The organism is Streptomyces sp. NPDC000941 (assembly GCF_053599555.1).
The window spans coordinates 22,425-45,749 of the sequence record NZ_JBSFMM010000084.1; the positions used below are offsets into that span (position 1 = coordinate 22,425).

Genomic DNA, 23,325 nt, shown 5'->3' on the forward strand with positions numbered 1-23,325 from the left:
TGGGCGTCCTGGGCCTGCGCCGGGATGTCCTGGGCCTTCGCCGGGCTCTCCTGGACCTCGACGGCGCGGGCCACGAGGGTCGTGTAGGAGGTCACCACGTGCTCCCCGGCCTCATCGTGCACCTCGCCGCGGACGGACAGAATGTCATTACCGGCCAGCGACTTGATCGAGTCGATCGTCGAGGTGACCGTCAGGCGATCGCCCGCGTGCAGCGGACGGGTGTAGACGAACCTCTGGTCGCCGTGCACCACCCGGCTGTAGTCCAGGCCCAGCTGCGGGTCCTCGATCACCTGTTGCCCGGCGGCCTTGAAGGTGAGCGCGAAAACAAAGGTCGGCGGGGCGATCACATCGGGGTGGTCGAATGCCTTGGCCGCCTCCGGGTCGAAGTACACCGGATTGGCGTCGCCGATCGCCTCGGCGAATTCGCGGATCTTCTCCCGGCCGACCTCATAGGGCGCGGTGGGCGGGTAGGACCGCCCGACGAACGACTGGTCGAGCGCCATCGACTCGGCACCTCCTGTGATGGTGGAACGAAACAAGGCCGCCCCCGCGTGTGGGGGGCGGCCTTGAATACGGTCTATACGATCTGTCTGACCGTCGGGTTTATCGCGTCTCGCGGTGCGCGGTGTGCGCGTTGCAACGCGGGCAATGCTTCTTCAGCTCAAGACGATCCGGGTCGTTACGCCGGTTCTTCTTGGTGATGTAGTTCCGCTCCTTGCACTCCACGCAGGCCAGCGTGATCTTCGGGCGGACGTCGGTGGCAGCCACGTGAGTGCTCCTTGACGAACGGATAGATGAACGCAGAAATAGTAGCCGATCGAAGGATCGACCCCACAATCGGCTACAGCGAGTAGCGGTGACCGGACTTGAACCGGTGACACAGCGATTATGAGCCGCTTGCTCTACCGACTGAGCTACACCGCTGCGATGCGATTGATCCCCCACCCGACCTGAGCCGAGCGGGACATCTCACACATCAGAGCCCCAATACGGAATCGAACCGTAGACCTTCTCCTTACCATGGAGACGCTCTGCCGACTGAGCTATTGGGGCGAGCGATGAAGACATTACACGCTCGGGCGCCGAAGGTGAAATCCGTATCGGGGGGTGCCGTCACGGTCCGCCACCGCCCGCTCAGGCACCACACCAGTACGACTATTCGGCTCCTCCCGGAAGCCGCCCGCGGCGCGCCCTAGGCTCGGGCTCGGATCACGCTGAGCGATCTTGAGCCCAGGACATCCACAGGACATCCATCAGGACATCCATCCACCGGACATCCAGGAGCGCGATGCCCGACAGCCATCCGCAGCGGCAGCCCCATACCCCCGACGGCGCGGCCGGCACGGCGCCCGAGGACGCCCCCGCGCTGGTGCTCGGCGGCGTCCGGCTCGCCGACGGCCGCACCGTGGACGTACGGGTCCGCGGCGGCCGCATCGAGGCGGTCGGCACGGCGGGCAGCCTGATCCCCGGCACCCGCCTCGACCTCGACGGCTATCTGCTGCTCCCGGCCCCCGCCGAACCGCACGCCCACTGCGACACCGCCCTCACCGCCGACACCGTCGGGCCCGTCTCGCACACACCCGAGGACGTCCAGCGGCGCACCACCGAGGCCGCCCTGATGCACCTCGGCCACGGGGCCACCGCGCTGCGCACCCATGTGCCCATCGGCGGGGTGCACGGGCTGCGGTCCCTGGAGGCCGTCCTGCGCGCCCGGGAGACCCTGCGCGGGCTCACCGACCTGTCCTCCGTGGCGGTACCCCGGGTGCTGACCGGCGTGGCCGGGGCGGACGGTCTGGCGATCCTGCGGGACGCCGTGAAGATGGGCGCCGGGGTCATCGGCGGCTGCCCCGACCTCGACCCCGACCCCACCGGCCATGTGGAGGCCGTCCTCGATATCGCCGCCCGCCACGGCTGCGCCGTCGATCTGCACACGGACGGTGACGACCCGGCCCGCCTCGCCCGGCTCGCGGCCATGGCCGGCGGGCTGCGGCCGGGCGTCACGATCGGCCCCTGCGGGGGGCTGGCGCGGCTGCCGCGCGATGTGGTGACACGGGTGGCGGACCGGCTCGCGGCGGCGGGCGTCACGGTCGTATGCCTGCCCCAGGGCGACTGCGGCGGACTGGAGGACCGGCGCGCGCGAGGGACGTACGCCCCGGGCTGCGCGCCGGTGCGGCTGCTGCGCTCGGCCGGGGTCCGGGTGGCCGCGGGCAGCGGGGCGCTCCGGGACGCCGCCAACCCGGTCGGGCGCGGCGACCCGCTGGAGGCCGCCTTCCTCCTGGCCTCGCGGGGCGAGGCCGAGCCCGAGGAGGCGTACGAGGCGGTCTGCGGGCGCGCCCGGGCCGCGCTGGGGCTGCCCGAGGTGCGCGTGGAGGCCGGGTTCCCGGCGGAGCTGCTCGCGGTGCGCGGGGACGGACTGCCGGGGGTGCTCTCGCTCGCGTACAGCCGGGTGGTGGTCCACCAGGGGCGCGTGGTGGCGCGGACGAGCGCGGTGCGCGAGTACTGCGCCTCGGCGGCCGCGGCGGCGCTGGACCTGCCGCGGCAGGCGCGGACGGATCACAGCGGCCGGCCACAGCCGCCTGCGGACTGAGCCGGGGGTGTCGGGCGGGTCAGCGGTTCCGGGCGTCCGCCTTGTCCAGGTCGTCGAGGTCGATGGTCAGGCCGTCGATACCGTTGATGTCCTCGGGGCCCTGCACATCGTCGTCCACGATGAAGTCGTCCCCGGAGATGGCGTCGTCAGCGTCGGCGCCGTCGACGCCGCCCAGCATCATCGCGCCGGCCGCCTCCATCAGCTCCTTGATGTCGAGCTCGGTGGCGCCGGACGGAGCGGTGATCTTCCCGCCCTCGCCGAACGTCAGCTTGAGCGGCAGCTTGTCGCCCTTCTTCAGCCCCTCGGCGAACGGAGCGAGATCCGCGCTGGCCTCGGCGAGCGCGCCGTTCTTGATGGCGAAGTCGACCGCGATCTTCTTGTTCGGCACATCCTTGAAGTCCTTGGCGGTCGGCAGGTCCTCGCCGCCCGGGATCTCGTCGGCGAAGGGCCGCAGCTCGTTGAAGACGCCGGTCAGCAGGGTCCGTACGGGCCCCGTGGCCACCACATGGTCCGCCCCGTCACGGCGGCCCTTGTCCTTCAGGGTGACCTCGCGCGCGAAGAGCTTCTTGAGCGACTTGGTGATCTTCCGGCTGGTCTCGGGGGAGACCTCGGATGCGCCGTCCCCCTTCTTGCCCCCGCCCTTGGCACCGAACCCCTCGCGGGCCTGCTCCATCTCGGCGGTGTCGACCTTGACCCACCCGCCGTCGAAGAGCTTCCGCAGCACCTTGCCGCCCGGCATGTCCTCGGGCAGTTCGTCGGCGGGCGGCACGGGCTCGCCGCTCAGCTTGCCGAACGCCCGTATGTCCAGCCGTATGTACGCCGTCTCGCCCATGATCCGGTACTCGACGAGATCGCCGTCGGGCCAACTGAGCTTCACCCGGGCGCCGACGAGGTCCTTGTCCTTGGCCTCCGCCAGCGGCTTCTTGGCCTGCATGGACACGCTGACCCGCATCCCGGCCAGCGCCTCCGCCTCCTCGCGTGTCATCGGCTCCGCCGCGCTGTCGCCCTTGGAGAGGGCGATCAGCTGCTCGGGCGTCGCGTCGAGATCCAGCTCCATCGAGAGGGAGCGGCGCTCGCCGAGCTTGTCGGCCGCGTTCTCCAGCTTCTTCCCCGCCGAGACGTTCTCGATGGTGCCGCACGCGGCGACGCCGGTGACCAGGACGGTCGTACAACCGACGGCGACGAGGGACTTACGGATGGCGGTCATGGCGGTACGGGGCTCCTCCAGTCGGCTGAACAGACACCAGCGCCTGATCTCCCCATCAGACTCGCGAGTGCCGAGGAGGGTTGCACAGCGTACGGTCGGGATCATGCGCATTGTCATCGCAGGAGGACACGGTCAGATCGCGCTGCGGCTGGAGCGGCTGCTCGCCCGGCGCGGCGACGAGGTCGCGGGCATCATCCGCCGCCCCGAGCAGGCGGGCGACCTGCTGGCGGCCGGGGCCGAACCGGTCGTCCGCGACCTGGAACAGGCCTCGGTGGACGACGTCGCCCAGCACCTGGAGGCCGCGGACGCCGCGGTCTTCGCGGCCGGCGCGGGCCCCGGCAGCGGCACCACCCGCAAGGAGACGGTCGACCACGGCGCCGCCGTGCTCTTTGCCGACGCGGCCGAGCGGGCCGGCGTACGGCGGTTCCTCATCGTCTCCTCCATGGGCACCGACCGCGAGATCCCCGAGGACACCGACCCGGTCTTCGCCGCCTACCTGCGCGCCAAAACCGAGGCGGACGCCGCCGTACGGGCCCGCCAGGCCCTCGACTGGACCGTCCTGCGCCCGGGCCGCCTGACGGACGACCCGGGCACCGGCCGGGTCACCCTGGCCGAGCACGTCGAGTACGGCTCGGTGACCCGCGACGACGTGGCCGCCGTCCTGCTCGCCTTCCTCGACGAGCCCCGTACGGCGGGCCGCACGCTGGAGCTGGTGAAGGGCGCGACGCCGATCACGGAGGCGGTGCGGGCCACGGCGTCCTGAGCGATGTCCTGGACGATGTCCCGGGTGATGTCCTGAGCGATGTGTCCCGGGTGATGTACCTGGGCCTTAGAAATCCACCCGGGTGGCGTCATCCGCACGGGCCACGGACTCCTGTGCGTACTGGCGTTCGTAGGCGTCCCGGATCCGCTCGATCTGCGGGTCGTGCTCGCGCGCCTCGGACACCGGGTACAGCAGGATCAGCTCGTACGACCGCTCCCGCTCGATCGTCCCGTTCTGGTCCCGCCACTGCCCCCGCCCGTCCTGGATCGTCAGCCCCGACGAAAAGCTCGGCGTGACCTCCTCGTCGACGAAGGCCATGAACTGCTTGTCGGTCACGGGCGGCCCGCCGTCGGGCCGCTGCGTCCCGAAGAACAACCGGGTCTCGACGTACGGCTTGCCCCGGCTGACGGCGGAGGCGGAGGCGGAGGCCGAGGAGGCGGCGGACGCGGCGGACGCGGGCTCGTCGTCGAGCGCGGCGTACGCGGCGACGGGCGTGGCCGCGGCGAGAGCGAAGGCCACTCCGACGGCGGCGAGCCGCATGCGCGGTTTTAAGGTCACCATCCGCTGATCATCCCGCCGTCCCGCGCCCGCGCGACAGACCGCCTCCCGGCGCCTCAGAGCCGTACGGGCAGCCGCAGCAGGTGGAAGCCGTCCGCAGGCCAGTGCCCGAATTCCAGTTCGTCCCGCCGGACCGCGAGCGCGGCGCCCGGCCGCCGGATGAGCACCTGGTCGAAGACCACCGAGGCGACGAGACGGCCGAGGGCCGCGCCCAGGCAGTAGTGGGCGCCGTGGCCGAAGGCGAGATGGCCGTCGCCACGGCCGAACTCCCGGGTGATGTCGAGCCGTTCTGGCGCCTCCCCGTACTCCCGCGGGTCGTGGTTGGCGGCGAGCAGGGCCACGGTCACCGGCTCGCCCTTCCTCAGCGCGGTCCCGGCGAACTCGAAGTCCTCGGTGGCGTACATCGAGGCGCCGATCCGTACGAGGGTGACATAGCGGAGCAGTTCGGGCACGGCACGCCCCAGCAGCTCGGGCTCGGCGCGGAGCCGGGCCAGTTGGTCGGGGTGGTCGAAGAGGGCGAGGAGCGCGTGGGCGAGGAAGAGCGCGGGCGGGGTGATGCCCGTACTGATGAGCAGGAAGACCACCGAGACCAGCTCGTCCTCGCTGAACGCCTCGTCGCCGTCCCTGCCCTCGCTGTCCCTGCCGCCTTCGAGCAGGGCGGAGATCAGATCGTCGGTGGGCTTGGCCCGCCGCCGCGCGATCAGCTCCTTGATGTAGTCGACGATGCCCACGAGCCCGTCGGCCATCCGGCTGCCGTCGCCGTACGCGAAGTCGCGTATCCAGTCGCACACCCGGCCCCGGTCCGCCTCGTCGACGCCGACCAGCTCACAGATGACGACGGTGGTCAGCGGATACGCGAACTCACCCAGCAGATCCGCCTCGCCCTTCTCGGCCAGCCCCCGGATCAGCTCCTCCGCGGTCCGCTCCACGAACGACCGCAGCGCAGCGATGCGCCGGGCGGTGAACGCCCGGGTCAGCGGGGCGCGGCGCCGGGCGTGGTCCTCGCCGTCGAACAGCGCCAGGTGACCGGCGACGTACTTCGCGTACTCGGCCGGAAAACCCTCGAACGCGGCCTCCACCAGCTCGGCCTGCGGATCCCCTCCCCCGGCCCCGCCGGGCACCTTGGAACGGTCCCGGATGAGCCGCGGCTCGGCCAGCGCCGCCTTGACGTCGGCGTAGCGGGTGACGAGCCGGGCCGGGGTCGTCAGCCCGGGCAGCACCACCTGGGGGAGCTGGTCCTGCGCACGGAATTCCGCGTAGGCGCCGACCGGGTCCTCGACGAGTTCCGGGGTGAGATGGACGGGGGCGGTGGCGGTGGTGGCGGTGCTGTGTCGTGAGGTCATGCCGCAGATCTTGCGGGCGGTGGCCTTCACCGCGGTTTCGGGGCGGTTTCACGGCGGCCCGGACGGCCGCGGATGCCGACGCGAATATCGGCTGCTACCACTCATGCCCCCCAAAGGTAGGGGTGCATTCCATTCTCTCGGGGGAGGTGTGCGGCCGATGACCAGCGCAGAGTAGAGGCGAGGGAAGGATGGAGATATGAGCCTGCACTCATCGCGCTTTACCTCGCGTCGTTCCGCACTCATTATCGGCATCTTCTTCGCGGTGGTCGCCCTGGTCACTTTCGCGATCTTCTTCTACGCGGCAAGCGCGGATTCCACACCCGGGAAGACCACGCCACGGGAATCCCATTCCTCGACCAAGTCGCCCGCTCCATCCAAATCCAAGTACAAATCGAAATCCAAATCCCCCAAACACCGGTCCCACTCGGCCACTCCTCCTGAAGCGCAGCCGTCCACGCCGGATCAGCCCCCGCCCGATACACCGTCCGACCAGCCATCGGACCAGCCACCGCCCGCACAGCCCCCGCCCCAACCGCCACCGCAGGACACCCAGCAGCCTCAGCCCGACCCGAACCAATCCCAGCCCGACCCCAACCAGTCCCAGCCCGACCCCAACCAATCCCAGCCCGACCCCAACCAACAGCAGCAGCCCCCACCGGACCCCAACCAATCCCAACCACAACCGGACCCCAACCAGCAGCAACAGCCCCAGCCGGACCCGAATCAGCAGCAGCAACAACCCCAGCCCGACCCGAACCAATCCCAACAGCCCCAACCCCAGCCGCCCCCGCCGCCTCCCCCGCCCCAGCAGCCGCCGCCCCAGCCGCCCCCGCAGCAACCGCCCCCGCAGCCGCCTCAGCAGCCGACCGCGCCATGACGCCATCGCTTCAGCTGGGTCGTAAAGACAAGCTCGGTGCGATCCCCAGAAAGGGTGACGTCGGAGAATTCCACGACCCGGCCGTTGACGTCGATGGAGATCTTCCGGAGGAGAATCACCGAGACGCCCTTCTTCAGGCCGAGTTCTTCGGCTTCCGCCACGGTCGGCGGGCGGGCCGTAATCCGCTCCTCTACGCGATCCAGCTCGATGCCGAGCGTATAAAGCTGGCTCTGCGTACCGCCGGGCCACGGTTCATTTGAATCGTCGAGCAGTTCCGGATTGGCCGCCACCACATCGCGTACGAAATACGAGCGCACCAGCGCGAGGGGGAAGTCCTCACGGCAGTTGGTGCGGTAGATCCGCTCCAGCAGCCGCGTACCGACCGGCACCCCGAACACCGCCGCCCGATCCTCATCGGCCGTGGCCTCGCGGTACTCGGCGCGGAAGACGAGGTCGGCGGCCTCCAGCCCGGTGTCGCGCTCCGTGGACCCGGTCTTCAGACGCTCGGCCCGCGACCGACGCGCCCGGCCCTTCTCCCACTGGTGCCGGTCGTTGTTCCGCTCCACGGGAAGCTGCTCACCCGGCTTGAGCTCACCCGTGTGGATGCCCTGCCGCAGTGCGTCGGCGATCTGCTCGTACTTGGCCACGTGGCGCTTACCGTCCTTGATTGGCCAGACGGCTCCAGCCTAAGTCCTTAGTGGGGTGCACTGGCGTTACAGCAGGTCGCGGCGGCCTGCGCCCGCGCGCTGCGGGGTGTGGATGCGGTGACCGGCGAGCAGCTCGGCGAGGCGGCTCCGGTGGAGCGGGCCGACTGGCTGATCGCTCTGGTCGGGTCGCTGGCGGCGGGCGTGGTCCAGGAGCACTGGAACGGCTCCGACCTGGTCCAGCTCGCCTCCGGTATCGACCTGGCGGGTGCATCGCTCCCGTCGCAGGGGTGGATGGCGTTGCGGCGTCCGGGCTGGTCAGTGACCATCCTGCCGGGTGTGCACGTGCCGGACCGGGTGGTTCGCATCGCACAGGAGCAGGCCGGGCGGGTGCTGCGTTCGGCCTGGTGGCGCGCCGAGGTTGCCACCGCGCTCCTGTCGAGCTGGTCTGCCGACCCCGCCCGGCGCACCGTAGCGGAGTGGGAAGCGCTGCGCGCCGCGTTGCCCGGCGGCCTGGTGGTGGGCAGCGGTGGGAGTGCGAGCAGCCGCCGGGCGCGGGCGCACAGGTGGTGCTCGCGGCGGTCGACAAGCAGCTCGCCGCTCTCGAACGCTGCCCCGAAGACCCCTTCCGCTACGCGATGCTGACCCTGCGGATGCCTCTGCGGCCCGACCCCACCTGCCGGATGGACTGGCACCCGGTCCGCATCCGCTTTCGGCTGCCGCCCCATGCGCCCGCCACCGCGGTGCTGTGCGCCCCCACCCTGCGCGTGCGTCAGGGTCGGCTGCTGATCGATGTGCCCTACGCGCTGGCCGTGGCGAAACCGCAGCGGGCCGGCCACCGCACCGCAGTCGCATTCGGCTGGGGGCTGAACACTCTGCTCACGGGCGGCGCCCTCCGCCTCACCGACGAGAGGCAGCCGCGGATTGTGACCGACGGAAAGCCGGCGTATTTCCGCGCGGGGGGCGTGCTGGCCAAGGCCGACCGGCTGCGCGTCCACAGCGAGCGCATCAGCGCCCGAATCGACCAACTGCGCACTCTGATCGCCTCCCGGCGGGAGCGCGGCCAGCGCCCTGATCCGCATCTGGCAGCGAAGCTCACCGTCCTTGAAGCCGAGCGGAAACGCGTCGCCAGGCGTCGTACTCGGCTGAACGCGGCCCTGGCCCGGGCGGCCGCCCGCTTCGTCGTCGATCATGCGATCGCGGCCGGAGCGAGCGTCATCTACCTGGAAGACCTAGAGGCCCTGGACCGCACCAGCGCGGTCCACCACCAGACCCAGGACCGCACCAAGAGCGGCCCCACGAACAAACACCCTGTGCCCGGGAAGCGGCGCAAGGCCCCCGCCCCACCTGGCAACCGCACCCCAACCAGGGCGCGGCCGGGTGGAAAGCGTCCGGCGGGGCGGACCCCCACGCACCCGACCCTTCCCCAAGCTCTTCGAGCAGGGGATACCCCATGGCCAGCGGTGTTCACGGCAGCAGGGACCGACCACCATCGGCACCCCCACCCGGCCACACCGGCCACACCGGCCGGACGGGGCCAGACTCGGGGCAGGCTTTCACCGCCACGCCCACACCACCCCCGTCCGAAGACGGCCGTGGCCGAGTCGGCTTTCCACGCGGTCCCGAACACCCGGGACAGCCCAGGAAACCCAAGCCGATGAGAGACGCTAAGCCGACGGATTTCGGATGTAGTCTGTCAACGAAAACAGCCCCCGGCTGCATTTTCGCAGCTCAGGGGCTGTTTGTCCCAGCGTGGCGGCGCCAGGATTCGAACCTGGGTAGGCTAAGCCGACGGATTTACAGTCCGCTCCCATTGGCCACTCGGGCACACCGCCTGGGATGTGACCAGGGGCTCCGTTCCCACTTTCGGGAACCCCCTGGCGACGACGTAAACAATACCCGATGACAGGGGGTGCTCCGCCACCGGGTTGATCCCGTCTCGATCATGACAGGAATGACTAGGCTGACCCGTGCGGTCCGGCGGGCCGTGCCCCTGACAATCTATGCACGAGGAGCCAACTCAAGATGGCCGACTCCAGTTTCGACATCGTCTCGAACGTCGAGCGGCAGGAGGTCGACAACGCGCTCAACCAGGCGAGCCGCGAGATCTCCCAGCGCTATGACTTCAAGAACGTCGGCGCCTCGATCGAGTGGTCGGGCGAGCGGATCGAGATGCGTGCCAACTCCGAGGAGCGAGTCAAGGCGATCCTCGATGTCTTCCAGTCCAAGCTGGTCAAGCGCGGTATCTCGTTGAAGGCGCTGGACGCCGGCGAGCCTCAGGCCTCCGGTAAGGAATACAAGATCTTCGCCTCGCTGCAGGAGGGGATCTCCCAGGAGAACGCCAAGAAGATCGCCAAGATCATCCGCGATGAGGGCCCCAAGGGTGTCAAGGCGCAGGTGCAGGGCGATGAGCTGCGGGTGTCGTCCAAGAGCCGGGACGATCTGCAGGCCGTGATCGCGCTGATCAAGGGCAAGGACCTCGACTTCGCGGTGCAGTTCGTCAACTACCGCTGAAAAGCGGCCTGACCTGCACAAACAGCGTCACGCAGACTTCGCAGGGCACAACGGGGGCATATCGCCGAGGACAGCCTCGACGGCAACCCTCGTTGCGTCCTCCCCATGGGGCCGCAGGTGCGTGTATGTGTCGAGGGTGATCGACGGCTTCGCGTGACCGAGCCGCTTCTGCACCGTCTTGACCTTCTCGCGGTGCCGGATGAGTAGCGGGGCGTAGAAGTGGCGTAGGCCGTGCAGGCTCGCGCCGTCCGGCACCTCTATTGACGGCGGCTGGCCGCCCTCGGGCTTGCCCTGCCGAGTCCACGCCATACGCGCCCGGTCGCATGTTTCGCCGGGCGCACTTGTTCGCCCGGCGCCGTTCCGGGCGCCGGATCAGCCGGAAGCCGGTCGCACGGCTCATCTGGGGGGTGTTCCTGCTTCGGTGTCAGCGGCCGATGGTGTCGAGTTCCGCGACCGCGTCGGTCGGCAGCGTCAGGTCGGCGGCGGCGATGTTCTGGCGCAGGTGGACGCGCGAGGAGGTGCCCGGAATGAGCGCGATGGTGGCCGAGCGCTGCAGCAGCCAGGCCAGTGCGACCTGCTGCGGTGAGGCGTCCAGGCGTGCGGCGACGTCGGTCAGGGTCTGTGACTGGAGCGGGGAGAAGCCGCCCAGGGGGAAGAACGGGGTGAAGGCGATGTTCTGTGCCGAGCACCGTTCGACGAGGGCGTCGTCCTGGCGGTTGGCCAGGTTGTAGAGGTTCTGCATCGTGACGACGGGGGCGATGGCCTGCGCCTCGGTGAGCTGGGCATCGGAGGCCGCACTGAGTCCGAGGTGGCGGATCAGGCCTTCCTTCTGCAAGTCGGCCAGCGCGCCGAACATCTCGCCGACCGGCTCCTCGACCGGCTGCCCCTCGTTGGTGCCCAGGCGCAGGTTCACCACATCGAGCGCGTCCACGCCGAGGTGCTGGAGGTTCTCGTGGACCTGGGCCTTGAGGTCCTCGGGGTCCCGCGAGGCGTTCCAGCTACCGTCGTCGCCGCGACGGCTGCCGACCTTGGTCACGATGCGCAGGTCCGCGGGGTAGGGGTGAAGGGCTTCCTTGATGATTTCGTTGACGACGGCGGGCCCGTAGTAGTCGCTGGTGTCGATGTGCGTGATGCCCCGCTCGACGGCCTCCCGCAGCACCGCGACGGCCTCGTCCCGGTCCTTGGGCGGCCCGAACACGTTGGGTCCCGCCAGCTGCATGGCTCCGTATCCCATGCGGCTGAGGGTCAGGTCGTCGGCGAGGGTAAGAGTTCCGCCGGGGGTGGTGCCGGTCATCGCGTGCCTTCCGTTGTGTGCCTGTGTGGACAGCTTGTTCCGTATTGACTGTGCGCGCTTCCGGGCGGGTGCGGCAGTACCCCGCTGTTCCTGGGAGTGACAGGGACAGGCACCCGCGCCGGTACGGGCCTACGGTTGAGGCATGGATGGCACCAACGTGCTCGGCGAGTTTCTACGTGCCCGCCGGGCACTGGTCAGGCCCGAGGACGCCGGAATCCGCGGCGGCGGACTCCGGCGCGTGCCGGGGCTGCGCCGCGAGGAGGTCGCGACGCTCGCCGGCATCAGCGCCGACTACTACCTGCGCCTGGAACAGGGCCGCGACCGCAATCCCTCGCTTCAGGTCCTCGAAGCCCTGGCCGACGTCCTGAACCTGGACGCGGACGCCACCGCTCACCTCATCGGCCTGACCCAGACGCGCCCCTCCCGGGCCCAGCGGTCACCCCGCTCCACGAGCCGTGGACGGGCTGCACGCAAACCCGAGTCCGTGCCGCCCGGCATCCTCCAGCTCATGGAGGGCTGGACCACCAATCCCGCCTACGTCGAGAACAAGTTCACCGACGTGCTCGCCGCCAACGCCCTGGCCACGGCCGTCTCCCCGAACTACTCCGCCGGCGTCAACCTCCTACGGGCCGTCCTCCTCGACGACAGCGAACGGGAACTGCTGCGGGACTGGGAGGAACTGGCCGAGGCGCTGATCGCCGCCCTGCGGGCCAACGTCGGGCCCGACGTCGACGACCCGCGCCTGACCGAGCTCGTGGGCGAACTGTCGGTGCGCAGTGAGCACTTCCGACGCCTGTGGGGCCGCCACGACGTGCATCCCAAGCGGCCGCGGGTCAACCGACTGCACCACCCGCAGGTCGGCGACCTCGAACTGCACGCCAGCAAGCTGGCCATCGTCGGCACCGAAGGCCTCGTCCTCAAGGTCTTCCACGCCGAACCCGACAGCCGCAGCGCCGAACTGCTCGCGATCCTGGGAAGCCTGGCAGCCTCCGGCAAGGGCCGGAACCCGACCGGCCCCGACCGCCGCCAGACCATCGACGAGCAATGAAGCCCCGTCGCGCGCCGAGTTGGAGGTGAAGACCCCCGCCGACCGCGGCCCAGGCCGCGCGTGGGAGAGGCGCCCAACCATCGACGCCGCCGTGCCGGAGGCCGCCACGAAGCCCACGAGAGTGGGCCACGCGAGGTGCAGTACCGCCCAGCAAGAGCTTCAGAGCCAGCTCGACGCGCTCTCCGAGGCTGGGTGCGATCCGGTCTTCTCGGACTTCTCGGAGAAGATCAGCTGGCGTCCTCCGCCGGAGCGGCTAGCGGCCGGTCGCGAAGGGGCGGTCCGTGGAGACGATCTCGTGGCCCAGGGGGGTCAGGGATATCGGGATCAGCTTGAAGTTGGCCAGGCCCATCGGGATGCCGATGATCGTCAGGCACAGGATGGTGCCGGTGATGATGTGGCCGAGCGCCAGCCACCAGCCCGCGAGGACGAGCCACAGCACATTGCCGACGCAGGAGGGCGCTCCGGCGTCGCGGCGGGGGACGGCGGTGCGGCCGAAGGGCCAGAGGGCGAAGCCCGCGATGCGCCAGGAGGCGATGCCGAACGGGATGCCGATGATGGTGACGAAGAGGAGCAGCCCGGCGATCAGATAGGCGCAGGCGAGCCAGAAGCCGGAGAGGACGAGCCAGATCAGGTTGAGGATGGTCTTCACGGTCGGCGTCCTGCCATCTCTTCGAGGCGGGCGATGCGCTCCGCCATGGGCGGGTGGGTGGAGAAGAGCTTGGCCATGCCCTCGCCGGCGCGGAAGGGGTTCGCGATCATCAGGTGGCTCGCGGTCTCCAGGCGGGGCTCGGGCGGCAGCGGGAGCTGCTGGGTGCCCGTTTCGAGCTTGCGGAGGGCGTTGGCGAGGGCGAGGGGGTCGCCGGTGAGCTGGGCGCCGGAGGCGTCGGCCTCGTACTCGCGGGAGCGGCTGACGGCGAGCTGGATGATGGTGGCCGCGAGCGGGCCGAGGATCATGATCAGCAGCATGCCGAGGAAGCCGGGGCCTTCGTCGTCGTCGGAGCGGCCGATCGGGATCAGCCAGGCGAAGTTGACCAGGAACATCACGACGCTGGCGAGCGCGCCGGCGACGGACGAGATGAGGATGTCGCGGTTGTAGACGTGGCTGAGCTCATGGCCGAGCACGGCGCGCAGCTCGCGCTCGTCGAGGAGCCGGAGGATTCCTTCGGTGCAGCACACCGCCGCGTTCCGCGGGTTGCGGCCGGTCGCGAAGGCGTTGGGGGCTTCGGTCGGGGAGATGTAGAGACGCGGCATGGGCTGGCGGGCGGCGGTGGAGAGCTCGCGGACCATGCGGTAGAGCTGGGGGGCCTCGAACTCGCTCACGGGCCGCGCGCGCATGGCGCGCAGGGCGAGCTTGTCACTGTTCCAATACGCGTACGCGTTGGTGCCGAGCGCCACCAGGACGGCGATGATCAGGCCCGTACGGCCGAAGAGGCTGCCGACGGCAATGATGAGCGCGGACAGTCCCCCGAGGAGTACGGCGGTTTTGAGCCCGTTGTGCCGACGATGCACGGTGTGCCCTCCAAAAGATGCCGCAAGGGGACCCTTTTTCGCGGTGTCTCCACCTTCCAGTGGACCCTTCCGCATTGGTCAACGCCATATGAAGGTCGCTGGTTCCCTAGTGCACACGTGGCGGGCCGTTGGGCCGTTGGAGTGAGACCTCAGTCAGCGGTCACAGCAGGGCGCCGGAGGCGAAGCGCAGGACGAGTTGCGGGGCGCCGGAGAGGGCGACGCCGAGTACGGCGGCGAGGCCGATGACCGCGGTGAGGGAGGCGGGGACCGCGCGGGTGGCGAGAGCGGGGGTGGGCGGGGCCGTCGGCTCGGCGGCGGTCGCGGTGGCTCCGGCGGTTGCGGGGGCTCCGGTGGGGGCGCGGAAGAGGACGGCCGTCCACTGGAGGTAGTAGTAGAGCGCGATCACGACGTTCACGGCCATGACGACGGCGAGCCAGCCCAACCCCGCGTCCACGGCCGCCGAGAAGACGGTGACCTTGGCGAACAGGCCGATGACGCCGGGCGGCAGCCCGGCCAGGCAGAGCAGGAAGAAGCCGAGCGCGAGGGCGGCCAGGGGGCGGGAGGCGTACAGGCCGCGGTAGTCGCTGAGGCGGCCGGTGGGGTGGGTGCGCGACACCAGGGCGACGACCGCGAAGGCGCCGAGGTTCACGGCGGCGTACATCAGGGCGTACGCGACCGTGGAGCCGATGGCGTGGGCCGCGTCACCGGAGGAATCGGCGTAGCCGGCCGCGGCGATGGGGACCAGCAGATAGCCCGCCTGGCCGACGGAGGACCAGGCCAGCAGGCGTACGGCGCTGTGGGCGCGCTCGGGGCGCTGGCGCAGCGCGGCGACGTTGCCCGCGGTCATGGTGAGCGCGGCCAGCACGGCGACGGCCGGGCCCCATACGTCGGCGTACGCGGGGAAGGCGAGGACGGTGACCAGGATGAGGCCGGAGAAGCCGACCGCCTTGCCGATGACGGAGAGGTACGCGGCCACCGGGATGGGGGCGCCGACGTAGGTGTCGGGGACCCAGAAGTGGAAGGGCACGGCGGCGGTCTTGAAGGCGAAGCCCACCAGGGTGAGCACGACGCCGGCCTGGGCGAGCGTGTCCAGCCGGGGGTCGACGTGGCCGAGGGCGGCGGCGATGCGGGACAGGTGGAGGCTGCCGGTGGCGGCGTAGACGAAGCTGACGCCCATCAGCATGACCGCGGTCGCGGTGACCGAGGAGAGGAAGAACTTGAGGGCGGCCTCGGAGGAGAGGCGGTCGCCGCGGCGCAGCCCCACGAGCGCGAAGGCCGGCAGGGAGGCGACCTCCAGGGCGACGACGAGGGTGGCGAGGTCGCGGGAGGCCGGCAGGAGGGCCGCGCCCGCGGCGGAGGACAGCAACAGGAACCAGAATTCGCCGGCGGGAAGTTTGCCGCCTTCTGCGGCGTCCCCGGCGTCGGCGCGCCCGGCGGCCCCGGTGTCACCGTCTCCGGCGTCCTTGGAGCCGCGGTTGTGGACCGTGCTCATGGACAGCAGGGCCGTCAGAAGGGCTCCGCCGAGCACCAGGAATTGGATGACGACGGCGAATTCGTCGGCCCTATAGCTGCAGACGTCCGGGTCGGAGGTCAGGCAGAAGGTGCTGCGGTCCCCGGCGCGGAGCGGCAGCAGGAGGAGCGCGGCCAGGGCCAGGCCCGCGGTCGCGAACCAGCCCAGGAGGGGTTTGTTCCGCTCGGCGAGGAAGAGGTCGGCGACCAGGACGGCCAAGGCGGCGACGGCGGCGATGGTGGGCGGGGCGATCGCGAGCCAGTCGACGGACTGGACGTAGCCTCCGGCGAGCGCGGTCATCAGTGGCCTCCCGCGAGAAGTTGCTGCACGGCCGGGTCGGTGAGGCCGAGGAGGGCCGCGGGCCACAGTCCGCCGAGGACGGTGAGGGCGACCAGTGGGGTCCAGGCGGCGAATTCGTAGCCGCGTACGTCCGCCAGGGCGGGGCGGAGCGGCCCGGCGGGTGCCCCGGGGCCCCCGGCTCCCCCGGCAGCCCCTGCGGCTCCGGTGGCCCCCGCGGCTTCTCCCGCCCCGCCCGTGGCCCCGCCGGCGGGGGTGCCCGCGGAGGCGCCCGCGGGCGCGCCGGTGAGCGTGCCGCCCATCTCGACCTCCGGGTGCTCGCCCATGCAGACACGGCGTACGACGACGAGCAGATAGGCGGCGGTCAGCAGGGTGCCCAGGCCCGCGAGCGCCATGAAGGTGAGGAATGCGGGGCGGCTGAGCCCGTCGGCGGGCTCGAACGCGCCGAACATGGCGAGCATCTCGCCCCAGAACCCGGCGAGGCCCGGCAGCCCCAGGGAGGCGACGGCGGCGAAGGCGACCAGTCCGCCCAGGCGCGGCGCCCGGCCGTACAGGGCCGCTCCGCCGGTGCCGGAGAGCTGGTCGAGGTCGGTGGTGCCGCAGCGGTCCTTGAGGGCGCCGACGAGGAAGAAGAGCAGGCCGGTGATCAGGCCGTGCGCGATGTTGGCGAACAGCGCGCCGTTGACTCCGGTCGGGGTGAGCGTGGCGATGCCGAGCAGAACGAAGCCCATATGGCCGACGGAGGAGTACGCGATCAGCCTCTTGAGGTCGCCCTTGGCCCCGGTGCGGGCCAGGGCGAGGCAGGCGAGGGAGCCGTAGATGATGCCGACGGCGGCGAGGGCGGCCAGGTAGGGCGCGAAGGTGTGGGCCCCTTCGGGCGCGATGGGCAGCACGATGCGCACCAGCCCGTACGTGCCCATCTTGAGCAGTACGCCCGCGAGGAGGACGGAGCCGACGGTGGGCGCGGCGGTGTGGGCGTCGGGGAGCCAGCTGTGCAGGGGCCACATGGGGGCCTTGACGGCAAGGCCGACGCCGATGGCGAGGACCGCGATCAGCTGGGTGGTGTGGCTGAGCTTCGAACCATTGTCGGAGGCGAGTGCCACCATGTCGAAGGTGCCGCCCTTGAGCCCGACGAGGAGGAGGCCCAGCAGCATGATCACGGAGCCGAGAAGCGTGTAGAGGATGAACCTCCAGGCGGCGCGCTCGCGCCCGGCGCCGCCCCATCGGTTGATGAGGAAGTACATCGGGATGAGCACCATCTCGAACGCCAGGAAGAACAGCATCAGGTCGAGGACGGCGAAGGAGGCCAGGGTGCCGGACTCCAGGAGCAGCAGCAGCGCGACGAACGCCTTCGGGGAGGGCCCGGCGGGCATGTTGAAGTAGCTGTAGAGGGCGCACAGGAAGGTCAGCAGCGCGGTCAGCACGAGGAGGGGGAGCGAGACACCGTCCACGCCGAGGTGGATCCGGATGTCCAGCGCCGGGATCCAGCTGATGTCGGTCTGTGCCTGCATGGCGGCCGGGCGGTCGTGGTCGAAGCCCGCGGCGAGCGCGACGGCGACGGCCAGGACGGCCCCGGTGACCGTGACGCCGTGGCGCAGCACGGCCTGGTCGGGGCCGCGGCCGCGCAGCCCGGGCGGGGCGGGGAGGAGGGCTGCGGCCGAGCCGAGGAGGGGCAGGACGATCAGGGCCGCGAGGAGCGACTGCAGGACGGTATGGTTCACGGCTCAGGCTCCCGCTGCGACGAGGACGGCGACGACCAGGACGAGCGAGCCCGCGAGCAGCGCGCCGAGGTAGGTCTGCACATTGCCGGTCTGGGCGCGCCGTACGGCCGCGCCGAGCAGACGGGGTACGCCGCCAGCGCCGCGCACATAGGTCTCCACGACCTCCCGGTCGAGGAAGCCGACGAGCCGGGCGGCGGCGCGCACCGGGCGGACGAACACCGCGGCGTACAGGGCGTCGAGGTGGAAGCCCGCCGCGGCGTGCCGGTGGAGCGGGCCGAGGAGGAGGCGGCCGGGGTCCGCCGGGTCGTGGGCGGCTGCGATATCGCCGTACGCGGGCTCGTGGGTGGCGATGGCCTCGGCCTCGGAGAGCGCGGGTTCGGCGTCCGGGTGGGCGGCCACGGCGCCCATCGGGGTGCGGGCGGCCAGCGCCGTGGTGTGCCGCCAGGCCCCGTACGTGACGAGGACGCCGACGAGGGCGAGCCCGGTGCCCAGGACGGTCGTGGTGAGGGTCGGGGCGAGGGACCCGCCGTCGAACCAGTCCGGGAGGGCGCCGAAGGCGAGGCCGAACGCGGCGGCGGGGATGAAGAGCGCCCATAGGACGGCGTTCATGACGAGGGGCTGGCGGCCGTGGTCGGGGGCTTCGGTGCCCTTGCCGCGGAAGGTCAGCAGCCACAGGCGGGCCGCGTAGCCGGCGGTGAGGAGGGCGGTGAGCAGCCCGGCGACCAGGACGGTCCAGCCGACGGCCGCCGGGACGGCCGGGGCGTGCCCGGTGGCCGCGTGCTCGGCGGCGCCGAGGACGGCCTCCTTGGAGAAGAAGCCCGCGAACGGCGGGATGGCGGCGAGCGCGAGCAGCGCGACCGTCATCGTCCAGTAGGCGTCGGGGATGCGCCCCGCCAGGCCGCTCATGCGCGACATCGCGGCGAGCGAGTTCGTCCCGGCCGCGTGGATGATCACGCCGGCGCCGAGGAAGAGCAGGGCCTTGAACGCGCCATGGGCCAGCAGGTGGAAGACGGCGGCGCCGCGGTCGTCGACGGCGAGCGCGCCGGTCATGTAGCCGAGCTGACCGACGGTCGAGTAGGCGAGTACGCGTTTGATGTCGTCCTGGGCCAGAGCCGCGAGCGCCGAGCCGACCATGGTGACCGCCGCCATGACGGCGAGCACGGCGAGGGCGGCGGCGGAGGACGCGAAGACGGGCAGCAGCCGGGCGATGAAGTAGACGCCGGCGGCGACCATGGTGGCGGCGTGGATCAGCGCGGAGACCGGGGTGGGGCCTGCCATCGCGTCTGGCAGCCAGGTGTGCAGCGGGAACTGCGCCGACTTGCCCGCGACCCCGGCCAGCAGCAGCAGCGCGATCAGGGTGGGGTGGTCGAGCTGGAAGTGCGCGGCGGAGGAGGTCAGCTGGGTGTAGATGCGGCTGATGCGGAACGTACCGGCGTCGGCGCCGAGCGCGAAGATCCCGAAGAGGAACGGCACATCGCCGAGCTTGGTGACCAGGAACGCCTTGAGGGAGGCGGAGCGCGCGGCCGAGGTCTCCCAGTAGTGGCCGACCAGGAAGTACGAGCAGATGCCCATGATCTCCCAGCCGACGAGCAGCACGATCAGGTCGTCGGAGTAGACGACCAGCAGCATCGCGGCGGTGAAGAGGGAGACGAGCGCGGCGTAGGACGGGTAGCGCGGATCGTCGCGCAGATAGCCGGTCGAGTAGATCTGCACACAGCACGCGACGACGCCGACGAGGACCGCGACCAGGGCGGCGAAGCCGTCGATGTGCAGGGCGAGGTCGATGGGGAGCGAGCCGGTGTCGGTGAGCCGGGTCGCGGCGTCCAGCGCCCCCTTGCCGCCGCCCGCTCCCCCGCCCTGCCGTACGGCGACGAGGACGGCGAGGGCGGCCGCGGCGACGGTCGGCAGCACCGCGAGGGGGCGTACGAAGCCGGGGGCGCGGCGGCCCAGCAGCAGTCCGGCGAGGGCGCCGAGGAAGGGGAGGAGGGGGACGAGGACGGCGGCGGTCGTGGTCGTCACGCGGTCTGCCTCCGGGCGGGGATTCCCTGGTCAGCGCTGGTGTCGGCGTCGCTGTCGGCACCGTTGTCAGTGGTGCCTGGCACGCTGTCATCGGTGGGCGGGGGCTCGGCGAGGCCCCGGAGCTTGTCGATGTCGGCGGTGCCGCGGTCGCGGTAGACGAGGAGGACGATGGCCAGCCCGATGCCGATCTCGGCGGCGGCGATGGCGATGACGAAGAGCGTGAGGGCCTGGCCCGCGTGCAGGGTGTCGCGGAGCCAGACGTCGAAGGCGACGAGGTTGAGGTTGACGGCGCCGAGCATCAGCTCGACGGACATCAGCACCAGGATCGCGTTGCGGCGGGCGAGGACGCCGTACAGGCCGGTGCAGAAGAGGAGGACGGCGAGCACGGCGGGGTAGGCGAGGTGCATCAGCCCTCCTTTTCGGCGGCGTCGGCGGTGCGGGGGCCGTTGGGGCGGGGGCCGTTGGCGCCCGGGGTCCGCTGGGGGGATCGCAGCCGGGAGAGCACGATCGCTCCGACGAGCGCGGCGAGCAGCAGCACCGACAGCGCCTCGAACGGCAGCACCCAGTGCCGGAAGAGGCTTACGCCGGTGACCTTGGTGGAGCCCTGCACCTCTCCGAGGTCGATCCAGGTGGCCCGGAAGGCGTCCACGACCACCCAGACCAGGGCGGCCGCGGAGGCCACGGCCACCGCGAGGGCGGCCGGGCGGTTGCCCGAATCGGCGTCAGGCGACCGGCCGATGGGCGCCTTGGTCAGCATCAGCCCGAACAGGATGAGGACGACGATGGAGCCGACGTAGATCAGCACCTGCACCCAGGCGATGAACTCCGCCGTGAGGAGCAGGAATTCGACCGCGAGCCCGCCGAGCGTGACCACCAGCCACAGCGCGGCGTGCACCAACTGCTTGGTGGTGACGGTGACGACGGCCCCGCCCAGGGTCACCACCGCGACCAGAAGGAAGGTGATCTCCACACCGGTCGGTGACAGAAAACCGTGGCCGGCGGCCGCGAGCTGCGCCGCGGCAGTCATGACGCCGCTCCGTCCTGGCCGGTGGGGCCGTGGCCCTCCGCTGTGTCCTTGGCCTCAGCGGCCGCCTCGGCCGCGGCGATCTTGTCGGCGGCCTTGCGGGCGGCGGCGATCTCCTTGGGCTCCTCTGCGCTGGGGTCGAGTGCGGGCGGCGCGGGCACCGTCCACATCCATTCGCGGAGCTTGTCGCGCTCATGGGTGAGGTCACGGATGTCCTCCTCCGCGTACTCGAACTCCGGCGACCAGAACAGCGCGTCGAAAGGACACACCTCGATGCAGATACCGCAGTACATGCACAGGGCGAAGTCGATGGCGAACCGATCCAGCACATTGCGGCTGCGCTCGCGCCCGCCGGGCGCGGCCGGCGGCACCGTCTCCTTGTGGGAGTCGATGTAGATGCACCAGTCCGGGCACTCGCGCGCGCAGAGCATGCAGACCGTGCAGTTCTCCTCGAACAGGCCGATGACGCCGCGCGTCCGGGGCGGCAGTTCGGGCTGGACGTCCGGGTACTGCGCGGTGTGCGCCTTCCGGGTCATCGTGCGCAGGGTGACGGCCAGACCCTTGGCCAGGCCGGAACCGGGGATGCCCATCAGGAGATCACCACCTTGACGACGCCGGTGAGGGCGATCTGGACCAGGGCGAGCGGGATGAGGCCGGTCCAGGCGAGCTTCTGCAGCTGGTCCTCGCGCAGCCGCGGATAGCTCACCCGCAGCCAGATCACCACGAAGGCGAGTGCGGCCGTCTTCAGCAGCGTCCACACCCAGCCCAGGTCATGGGCGGCCGGACCGTGCCAGCCGCCCAGGAACAGCACGGTGGTCAGCCCGCAGAGGATGACGATGCCCGCGTACTCGGCCAGTAGGAACAGGGCGAAGCGCAGCCCGGTGTACTCGGTGTACGCGCCGAAGATGATCTCGGAGTCGGCGATCGGCGCATCAAAGGGCGGACGCTGCAGCTCGGCGAGCCCGGCCGTGAAGAACACCACCCCGCCGACGATCTGCCACGGCACCCACCACCACTCGAACGCGTCGAGGATGCCGGGCAGCGAGACGGTACCGGCGGCCATCGCCACGGAGGCGGCGGTGAGCAGCATCGGCAGCTCGTACGCCATCAGCTGCGCGGCCGTACGCAACCCTCCGAGGAGGGAGAACTTGTTGGCCGACGCCCAGCCCGCCATGAGCGAGCCCAGCACGCCGACGCCCATTACGGCGAGCACAAAGAAGATGCCGGCGTCGATGAACCGGCCGACGGCGCCGGGCCCGACCGGGATCGCGACCAGGACCAGCAGATACGGCAGCAGCGCGACGGCGGGCGCGAGCTGGAAGATCCGCCGGTCGGCCCCCGCCGGTACGACGTCTTCCTTCTGCGCGAACTTCACGCCGTCCGCGACCAGCTGTGCCCACCCGTGGAACCCACCCGCGTACATCGGCCCGAGCCGGCCCTGCATATGGGCCATGACCTTGTGCTCGGTCTGCCCCACGACGAGAGGCAGTACGAGGAAGGCGACCAACAGCGCGAGCAGTCGCAGCGCGACGTCGAGGACGTCGTTCACGCGGTGCCTCCCGCCGGGTCGTCGGTGTCTGTGTGAGGTGCGTCGGGCTCAGCGGGCGCGTCAGGCTCACCGGCGTCCTCGGCCTCCGCGCGAGACGGTTCCTCGGCGCCCGAGGCGGGGCCGTCCGCGGCCGTCGGCCCGCCTGTGGCCGGAGCCTGGGGCCCGGGCCCGGCGGCCCCCGAGTCCTGAACGTTCTCGCCCGCGGCGGTCCCTGTTCCGGATTCCGCCGAGGCAGAGGAGCTGGAAGCCGTCGGCCCGCCCGTGGCTGCCGATCGGGAGGCCTCCCGCCGCGGCTCGGCGCCGTCCCCCGCCGCGGCGGTGGCGCCGGGCGCGGGCTCCGGGGACTCCGCACCGGGGGGCGTCGGCTCGTCCCGGGCCGGGCGGGCGTGGTGCCATGGGGCGTCGGCCGAGCGCGGGCGGGTGGTGGGGCGGTCCGGGCGCGCCTGGGCCTGACCACCCGTCGCGGCGCGTTGGCTTGCCGACCCCTCGCCGGCGCTACGGGCACGACGCGCGGGCCGGGCAACGCCGTCCGACGCCGCCTCCGCGGCCGCCCCCTCCGCGGCCTCGCCCGCCGCTGCCTCCGTACTCGTGTCCCGCTGGCTCGCGGAGCCCTCACCCACACCGCGCGACCGGCGCGCGGGCCGGGCACTTCCCTCCGCCGCTGCCGTATCCGTACCGGCGTCCCGCTGGCTCGTCGAGCCCTCGCTCGCGCTGCGAGCGCGGCGTGCGGGCCGCGCGGAGTCGTCCGCCGGCGTCGTGTCCGCGCCCGTGGTGTCGGTGGTGCGCTGGCTGACCGAGCCCGCGGACGCGCTGCGGGCCCGGCGGGCCGGGCGTTCGCCCCCGGCGCCCGCGGCGCCCGCC

General features: G+C 71.3%; 22 protein-coding genes, 3 tRNA genes and 2 pseudogenes. 6 read left to right on the forward strand and 21 right to left on the reverse strand.

Features of this window, described 5'->3' with window-relative positions; genetic code table 11:
- Nucleotides 1–56 precede the first annotated feature (56 nt).
- The 4 genes and pseudogenes from ACWDSL_RS25765 to ACWDSL_RS25780 all read right to left on the reverse strand — a co-directional run.
- A pseudogene (locus ACWDSL_RS25765) lies at nt 57–503 on the reverse strand (FAS1-like dehydratase domain-containing protein); the annotation flags it as partial.
- Between the two features lie 100 nt (nt 504–603).
- Nucleotides 604–768: a 50S ribosomal protein L33 gene (gene rpmG / locus ACWDSL_RS25770; protein ID WP_065962933.1), complete on the reverse strand. Its 165-nt coding sequence runs from the start codon at nt 766–768 to the stop codon at nt 604–606.
- Nucleotides 769–851: 83 nt separating this feature from the next.
- A tRNA-Met gene (locus ACWDSL_RS25775) sits at nt 852–924 on the reverse strand.
- 56 nt (nt 925–980) lie between these two features.
- Nucleotides 981–1,053, reverse strand: a tRNA-Thr gene (locus tag ACWDSL_RS25780).
- Between the two features lie 235 nt (nt 1,054–1,288).
- Here ACWDSL_RS25780 and ACWDSL_RS25785 point away from each other — a divergent pair.
- Nucleotides 1,289–2,587 carry an amidohydrolase family protein gene (locus ACWDSL_RS25785; protein ID WP_450489195.1) on the forward strand — a complete coding sequence of 433 codons (1,299 nt, stop codon included), beginning with the start codon at nt 1,289–1,291 and terminating at the stop codon, nt 2,585–2,587.
- Between the two features lie 19 nt (nt 2,588–2,606).
- On the opposite strand, the gene ACWDSL_RS25790 is transcribed toward ACWDSL_RS25785, so the two are convergent.
- On the reverse strand, nt 2,607–3,794 hold the full coding sequence (locus tag ACWDSL_RS25790) for a hypothetical protein (RefSeq protein WP_450489197.1): 1,188 nt from the start codon (nt 3,792–3,794) through the stop codon (nt 2,607–2,609).
- A gap of 103 nt (nt 3,795–3,897) precedes the next feature.
- On the opposite strand from ACWDSL_RS25790, the gene ACWDSL_RS25795 reads away from it, so the two are divergent.
- Nucleotides 3,898–4,557, forward strand: coding sequence for an NAD(P)H-binding protein (locus tag ACWDSL_RS25795; protein ID WP_450489199.1), 660 nt, complete (start codon nt 3,898–3,900; stop codon nt 4,555–4,557).
- Between the two features lie 66 nt (nt 4,558–4,623).
- Here ACWDSL_RS25795 and ACWDSL_RS25800 read toward each other — a convergent pair whose 3' ends face one another.
- From ACWDSL_RS25800 to ACWDSL_RS25810, 3 genes are all read right to left on the reverse strand, one after another.
- A complete protein-coding gene (locus tag ACWDSL_RS25800) occupies nt 4,624–5,118 on the reverse strand; it encodes a DUF3574 domain-containing protein (RefSeq protein ID WP_450489201.1) in 495 nt (164 codons plus the stop codon).
- A gap of 53 nt (nt 5,119–5,171) precedes the next feature.
- The gene (locus ACWDSL_RS25805; RefSeq protein WP_450489203.1) at nt 5,172–6,458 is read right to left on the reverse strand and encodes a cytochrome P450; all 1,287 of its coding nucleotides are present in this window, start codon (nt 6,456–6,458) and stop codon (nt 5,172–5,174) included.
- A gap of 855 nt (nt 6,459–7,313) precedes the next feature.
- Nucleotides 7,314–7,982, reverse strand: a complete 669-nt coding sequence (locus ACWDSL_RS25810; RefSeq protein ID WP_450489205.1) for a GntR family transcriptional regulator — start codon at nt 7,980–7,982, stop codon at nt 7,314–7,316.
- 117 nt (nt 7,983–8,099) lie between these two features.
- Here ACWDSL_RS25810 and ACWDSL_RS25815 point away from each other — a divergent pair, with 117 nt between their 5' ends.
- Together ACWDSL_RS25815 and ACWDSL_RS25820 are read left to right on the forward strand one after the other, a co-directional pair.
- Nucleotides 8,100–8,624 (forward strand): hypothetical protein, encoded by a 525-nt coding sequence (locus tag ACWDSL_RS25815; protein WP_450489207.1) that lies wholly within the window; start codon nt 8,100–8,102, stop codon nt 8,622–8,624.
- Nucleotides 8,546–9,640, forward strand: a complete 1,095-nt coding sequence (locus ACWDSL_RS25820) for a hypothetical protein (RefSeq protein WP_450489209.1) — start codon at nt 8,546–8,548, stop codon at nt 9,638–9,640. The genes ACWDSL_RS25815 and ACWDSL_RS25820 overlap by 79 nt, the downstream gene beginning before the upstream one ends.
- Before the next feature lie 92 nt (nt 9,641–9,732).
- Here the strand turns inward: ACWDSL_RS25820 and ACWDSL_RS25825 are convergent.
- Nucleotides 9,733–9,814, reverse strand: a tRNA-Tyr gene (locus tag ACWDSL_RS25825).
- A gap of 190 nt (nt 9,815–10,004) precedes the next feature.
- Between ACWDSL_RS25825 and ACWDSL_RS25830 the strand changes: the two genes are divergently transcribed.
- Nucleotides 10,005–10,493, forward strand: a complete 489-nt coding sequence (locus ACWDSL_RS25830; protein ID WP_089509725.1) for a YajQ family cyclic di-GMP-binding protein — start codon at nt 10,005–10,007, stop codon at nt 10,491–10,493.
- Between the two features lie 27 nt (nt 10,494–10,520).
- Here ACWDSL_RS25830 and ACWDSL_RS25835 read toward each other — a convergent pair whose 3' ends face one another.
- Together ACWDSL_RS25835 and ACWDSL_RS25840 are read right to left on the reverse strand one after the other, a co-directional pair.
- Nucleotides 10,521–10,802: a tyrosine-type recombinase/integrase gene (locus ACWDSL_RS25835; RefSeq protein ID WP_450489211.1), complete on the reverse strand. Its 282-nt coding sequence runs from the start codon at nt 10,800–10,802 to the stop codon at nt 10,521–10,523.
- A 115-nt stretch (nt 10,803–10,917) separates the two neighbouring features.
- Complete coding sequence (locus tag ACWDSL_RS25840) at nt 10,918–11,787, reverse strand: oxidoreductase (protein ID WP_450489213.1); 870 nt, start codon at nt 11,785–11,787, stop codon at nt 10,918–10,920.
- 142 nt (nt 11,788–11,929) lie between these two features.
- Here ACWDSL_RS25840 and ACWDSL_RS25845 point away from each other — a divergent pair, with 142 nt between their 5' ends.
- Nucleotides 11,930–12,835: a helix-turn-helix domain-containing protein gene (locus ACWDSL_RS25845; RefSeq protein WP_450489215.1), complete on the forward strand. Its 906-nt coding sequence runs from the start codon at nt 11,930–11,932 to the stop codon at nt 12,833–12,835.
- Nucleotides 12,836–13,088: 253 nt separating this feature from the next.
- Here the strand turns inward: ACWDSL_RS25845 and ACWDSL_RS25850 are convergent, their stop codons facing one another.
- From ACWDSL_RS25850 to ACWDSL_RS25895, 10 genes and pseudogenes are all read right to left on the reverse strand, one after another.
- Nucleotides 13,089–13,484 carry a YccF domain-containing protein gene (locus tag ACWDSL_RS25850; protein ID WP_450489217.1) on the reverse strand — a complete coding sequence of 132 codons (396 nt, stop codon included), beginning with the start codon at nt 13,482–13,484 and terminating at the stop codon, nt 13,089–13,091.
- Nucleotides 13,481–14,344 (reverse strand): zinc metalloprotease HtpX, encoded by an 864-nt coding sequence (htpX, locus tag ACWDSL_RS25855; RefSeq protein ID WP_450489219.1) that lies wholly within the window; start codon nt 14,342–14,344, stop codon nt 13,481–13,483. Before htpX ends, ACWDSL_RS25850 begins: the two co-directional genes overlap by 4 nt.
- 160 nt (nt 14,345–14,504) lie before the next feature.
- Nucleotides 14,505–16,154, reverse strand: a complete 1,650-nt coding sequence (locus ACWDSL_RS25860; RefSeq protein ID WP_450489221.1) for an NADH-quinone oxidoreductase subunit N — start codon at nt 16,152–16,154, stop codon at nt 14,505–14,507.
- Nucleotides 16,154–17,872, reverse strand: a complete 1,719-nt coding sequence (locus ACWDSL_RS25865; RefSeq protein WP_450489223.1) for a complex I subunit 4 family protein — start codon at nt 17,870–17,872, stop codon at nt 16,154–16,156. Before ACWDSL_RS25865 ends, ACWDSL_RS25860 begins: the two co-directional genes overlap by 1 nt.
- A 3-nt stretch (nt 17,873–17,875) precedes the next feature.
- Nucleotides 17,876–19,891: an NADH-quinone oxidoreductase subunit 5 family protein gene (locus tag ACWDSL_RS25870; protein WP_450489225.1), complete on the reverse strand. Its 2,016-nt coding sequence runs from the start codon at nt 19,889–19,891 to the stop codon at nt 17,876–17,878.
- The gene (gene nuoK / locus ACWDSL_RS25875) at nt 19,888–20,298 is read right to left on the reverse strand and encodes an NADH-quinone oxidoreductase subunit NuoK (protein ID WP_398528392.1); all 411 of its coding nucleotides are present in this window, start codon (nt 20,296–20,298) and stop codon (nt 19,888–19,890) included. Before nuoK ends, ACWDSL_RS25870 begins: the two co-directional genes overlap by 4 nt.
- Nucleotides 20,298–20,918 carry an NADH-quinone oxidoreductase subunit J family protein gene (locus ACWDSL_RS25880; RefSeq protein ID WP_450489228.1) on the reverse strand — a complete coding sequence of 207 codons (621 nt, stop codon included), beginning with the start codon at nt 20,916–20,918 and terminating at the stop codon, nt 20,298–20,300. The genes nuoK and ACWDSL_RS25880 overlap by 1 nt, the downstream gene beginning before the upstream one ends.
- The gene (locus ACWDSL_RS25885) at nt 20,915–21,505 is read right to left on the reverse strand and encodes a NuoI/complex I 23 kDa subunit family protein (RefSeq protein ID WP_450489230.1); all 591 of its coding nucleotides are present in this window, start codon (nt 21,503–21,505) and stop codon (nt 20,915–20,917) included. The genes ACWDSL_RS25880 and ACWDSL_RS25885 overlap by 4 nt, the downstream gene beginning before the upstream one ends.
- Complete coding sequence (locus ACWDSL_RS25890; protein WP_450489232.1) at nt 21,505–22,464, reverse strand: complex I subunit 1/NuoH family protein; 960 nt, start codon at nt 22,462–22,464, stop codon at nt 21,505–21,507. Before ACWDSL_RS25890 ends, ACWDSL_RS25885 begins: the two co-directional genes overlap by 1 nt.
- A pseudogene (locus tag ACWDSL_RS25895) lies at nt 22,461–23,325 on the reverse strand (hypothetical protein); the annotation flags it as partial. The gene ACWDSL_RS25890 and the pseudogene ACWDSL_RS25895, both read right to left, overlap by 4 nt.

What these genes read in the sequence shown, in the direction of transcription:
- ACWDSL_RS25785 (WP_450489195.1), top strand. Translation starts at nt 1,289, where the DNA reads ATGCCCGACAGCCATCCGCAGCGGCAGCCCCATACCCCCGACGGCGCG.
- ACWDSL_RS25790 (WP_450489197.1), bottom strand. Translation starts at nt 3,794, where the DNA reads ATGACCGCCATCCGTAAGTCCCTCGTCGCCGTCGGTTGTACGACCGTC.
- ACWDSL_RS25795 (WP_450489199.1), top strand. Translation starts at nt 3,898, where the DNA reads ATGCGCATTGTCATCGCAGGAGGACACGGTCAGATCGCGCTGCGGCTG.
- ACWDSL_RS25800 (WP_450489201.1), bottom strand. Translation starts at nt 5,118, where the DNA reads ATGGTGACCTTAAAACCGCGCATGCGGCTCGCCGCCGTCGGAGTGGCC.
- ACWDSL_RS25805 (WP_450489203.1), bottom strand. Translation starts at nt 6,458, where the DNA reads ATGACCTCACGACACAGCACCGCCACCACCGCCACCGCCCCCGTCCAT.
- ACWDSL_RS25830 (WP_089509725.1), top strand. Translation starts at nt 10,005, where the DNA reads ATGGCCGACTCCAGTTTCGACATCGTCTCGAACGTCGAGCGGCAGGAG.
- ACWDSL_RS25835 (WP_450489211.1), bottom strand. Translation starts at nt 10,802, where the DNA reads ATGGCGTGGACTCGGCAGGGCAAGCCCGAGGGCGGCCAGCCGCCGTCA.
- ACWDSL_RS25840 (WP_450489213.1), bottom strand. Translation starts at nt 11,787, where the DNA reads ATGACCGGCACCACCCCCGGCGGAACTCTTACCCTCGCCGACGACCTG.
- ACWDSL_RS25845 (WP_450489215.1), top strand. Translation starts at nt 11,930, where the DNA reads ATGGATGGCACCAACGTGCTCGGCGAGTTTCTACGTGCCCGCCGGGCA.
- ACWDSL_RS25860 (WP_450489221.1), bottom strand. Translation starts at nt 16,154, where the DNA reads ATGACCGCGCTCGCCGGAGGCTACGTCCAGTCCGTCGACTGGCTCGCG.
- nuoK (WP_398528392.1), bottom strand. Translation starts at nt 20,298, where the DNA reads ATGCACCTCGCCTACCCCGCCGTGCTCGCCGTCCTCCTCTTCTGCACC.
- ACWDSL_RS25880 (WP_450489228.1), bottom strand. Translation starts at nt 20,918, where the DNA reads ATGACTGCCGCGGCGCAGCTCGCGGCCGCCGGCCACGGTTTTCTGTCA.
- ACWDSL_RS25885 (WP_450489230.1), bottom strand. Translation starts at nt 21,505, where the DNA reads ATGGGCATCCCCGGTTCCGGCCTGGCCAAGGGTCTGGCCGTCACCCTG.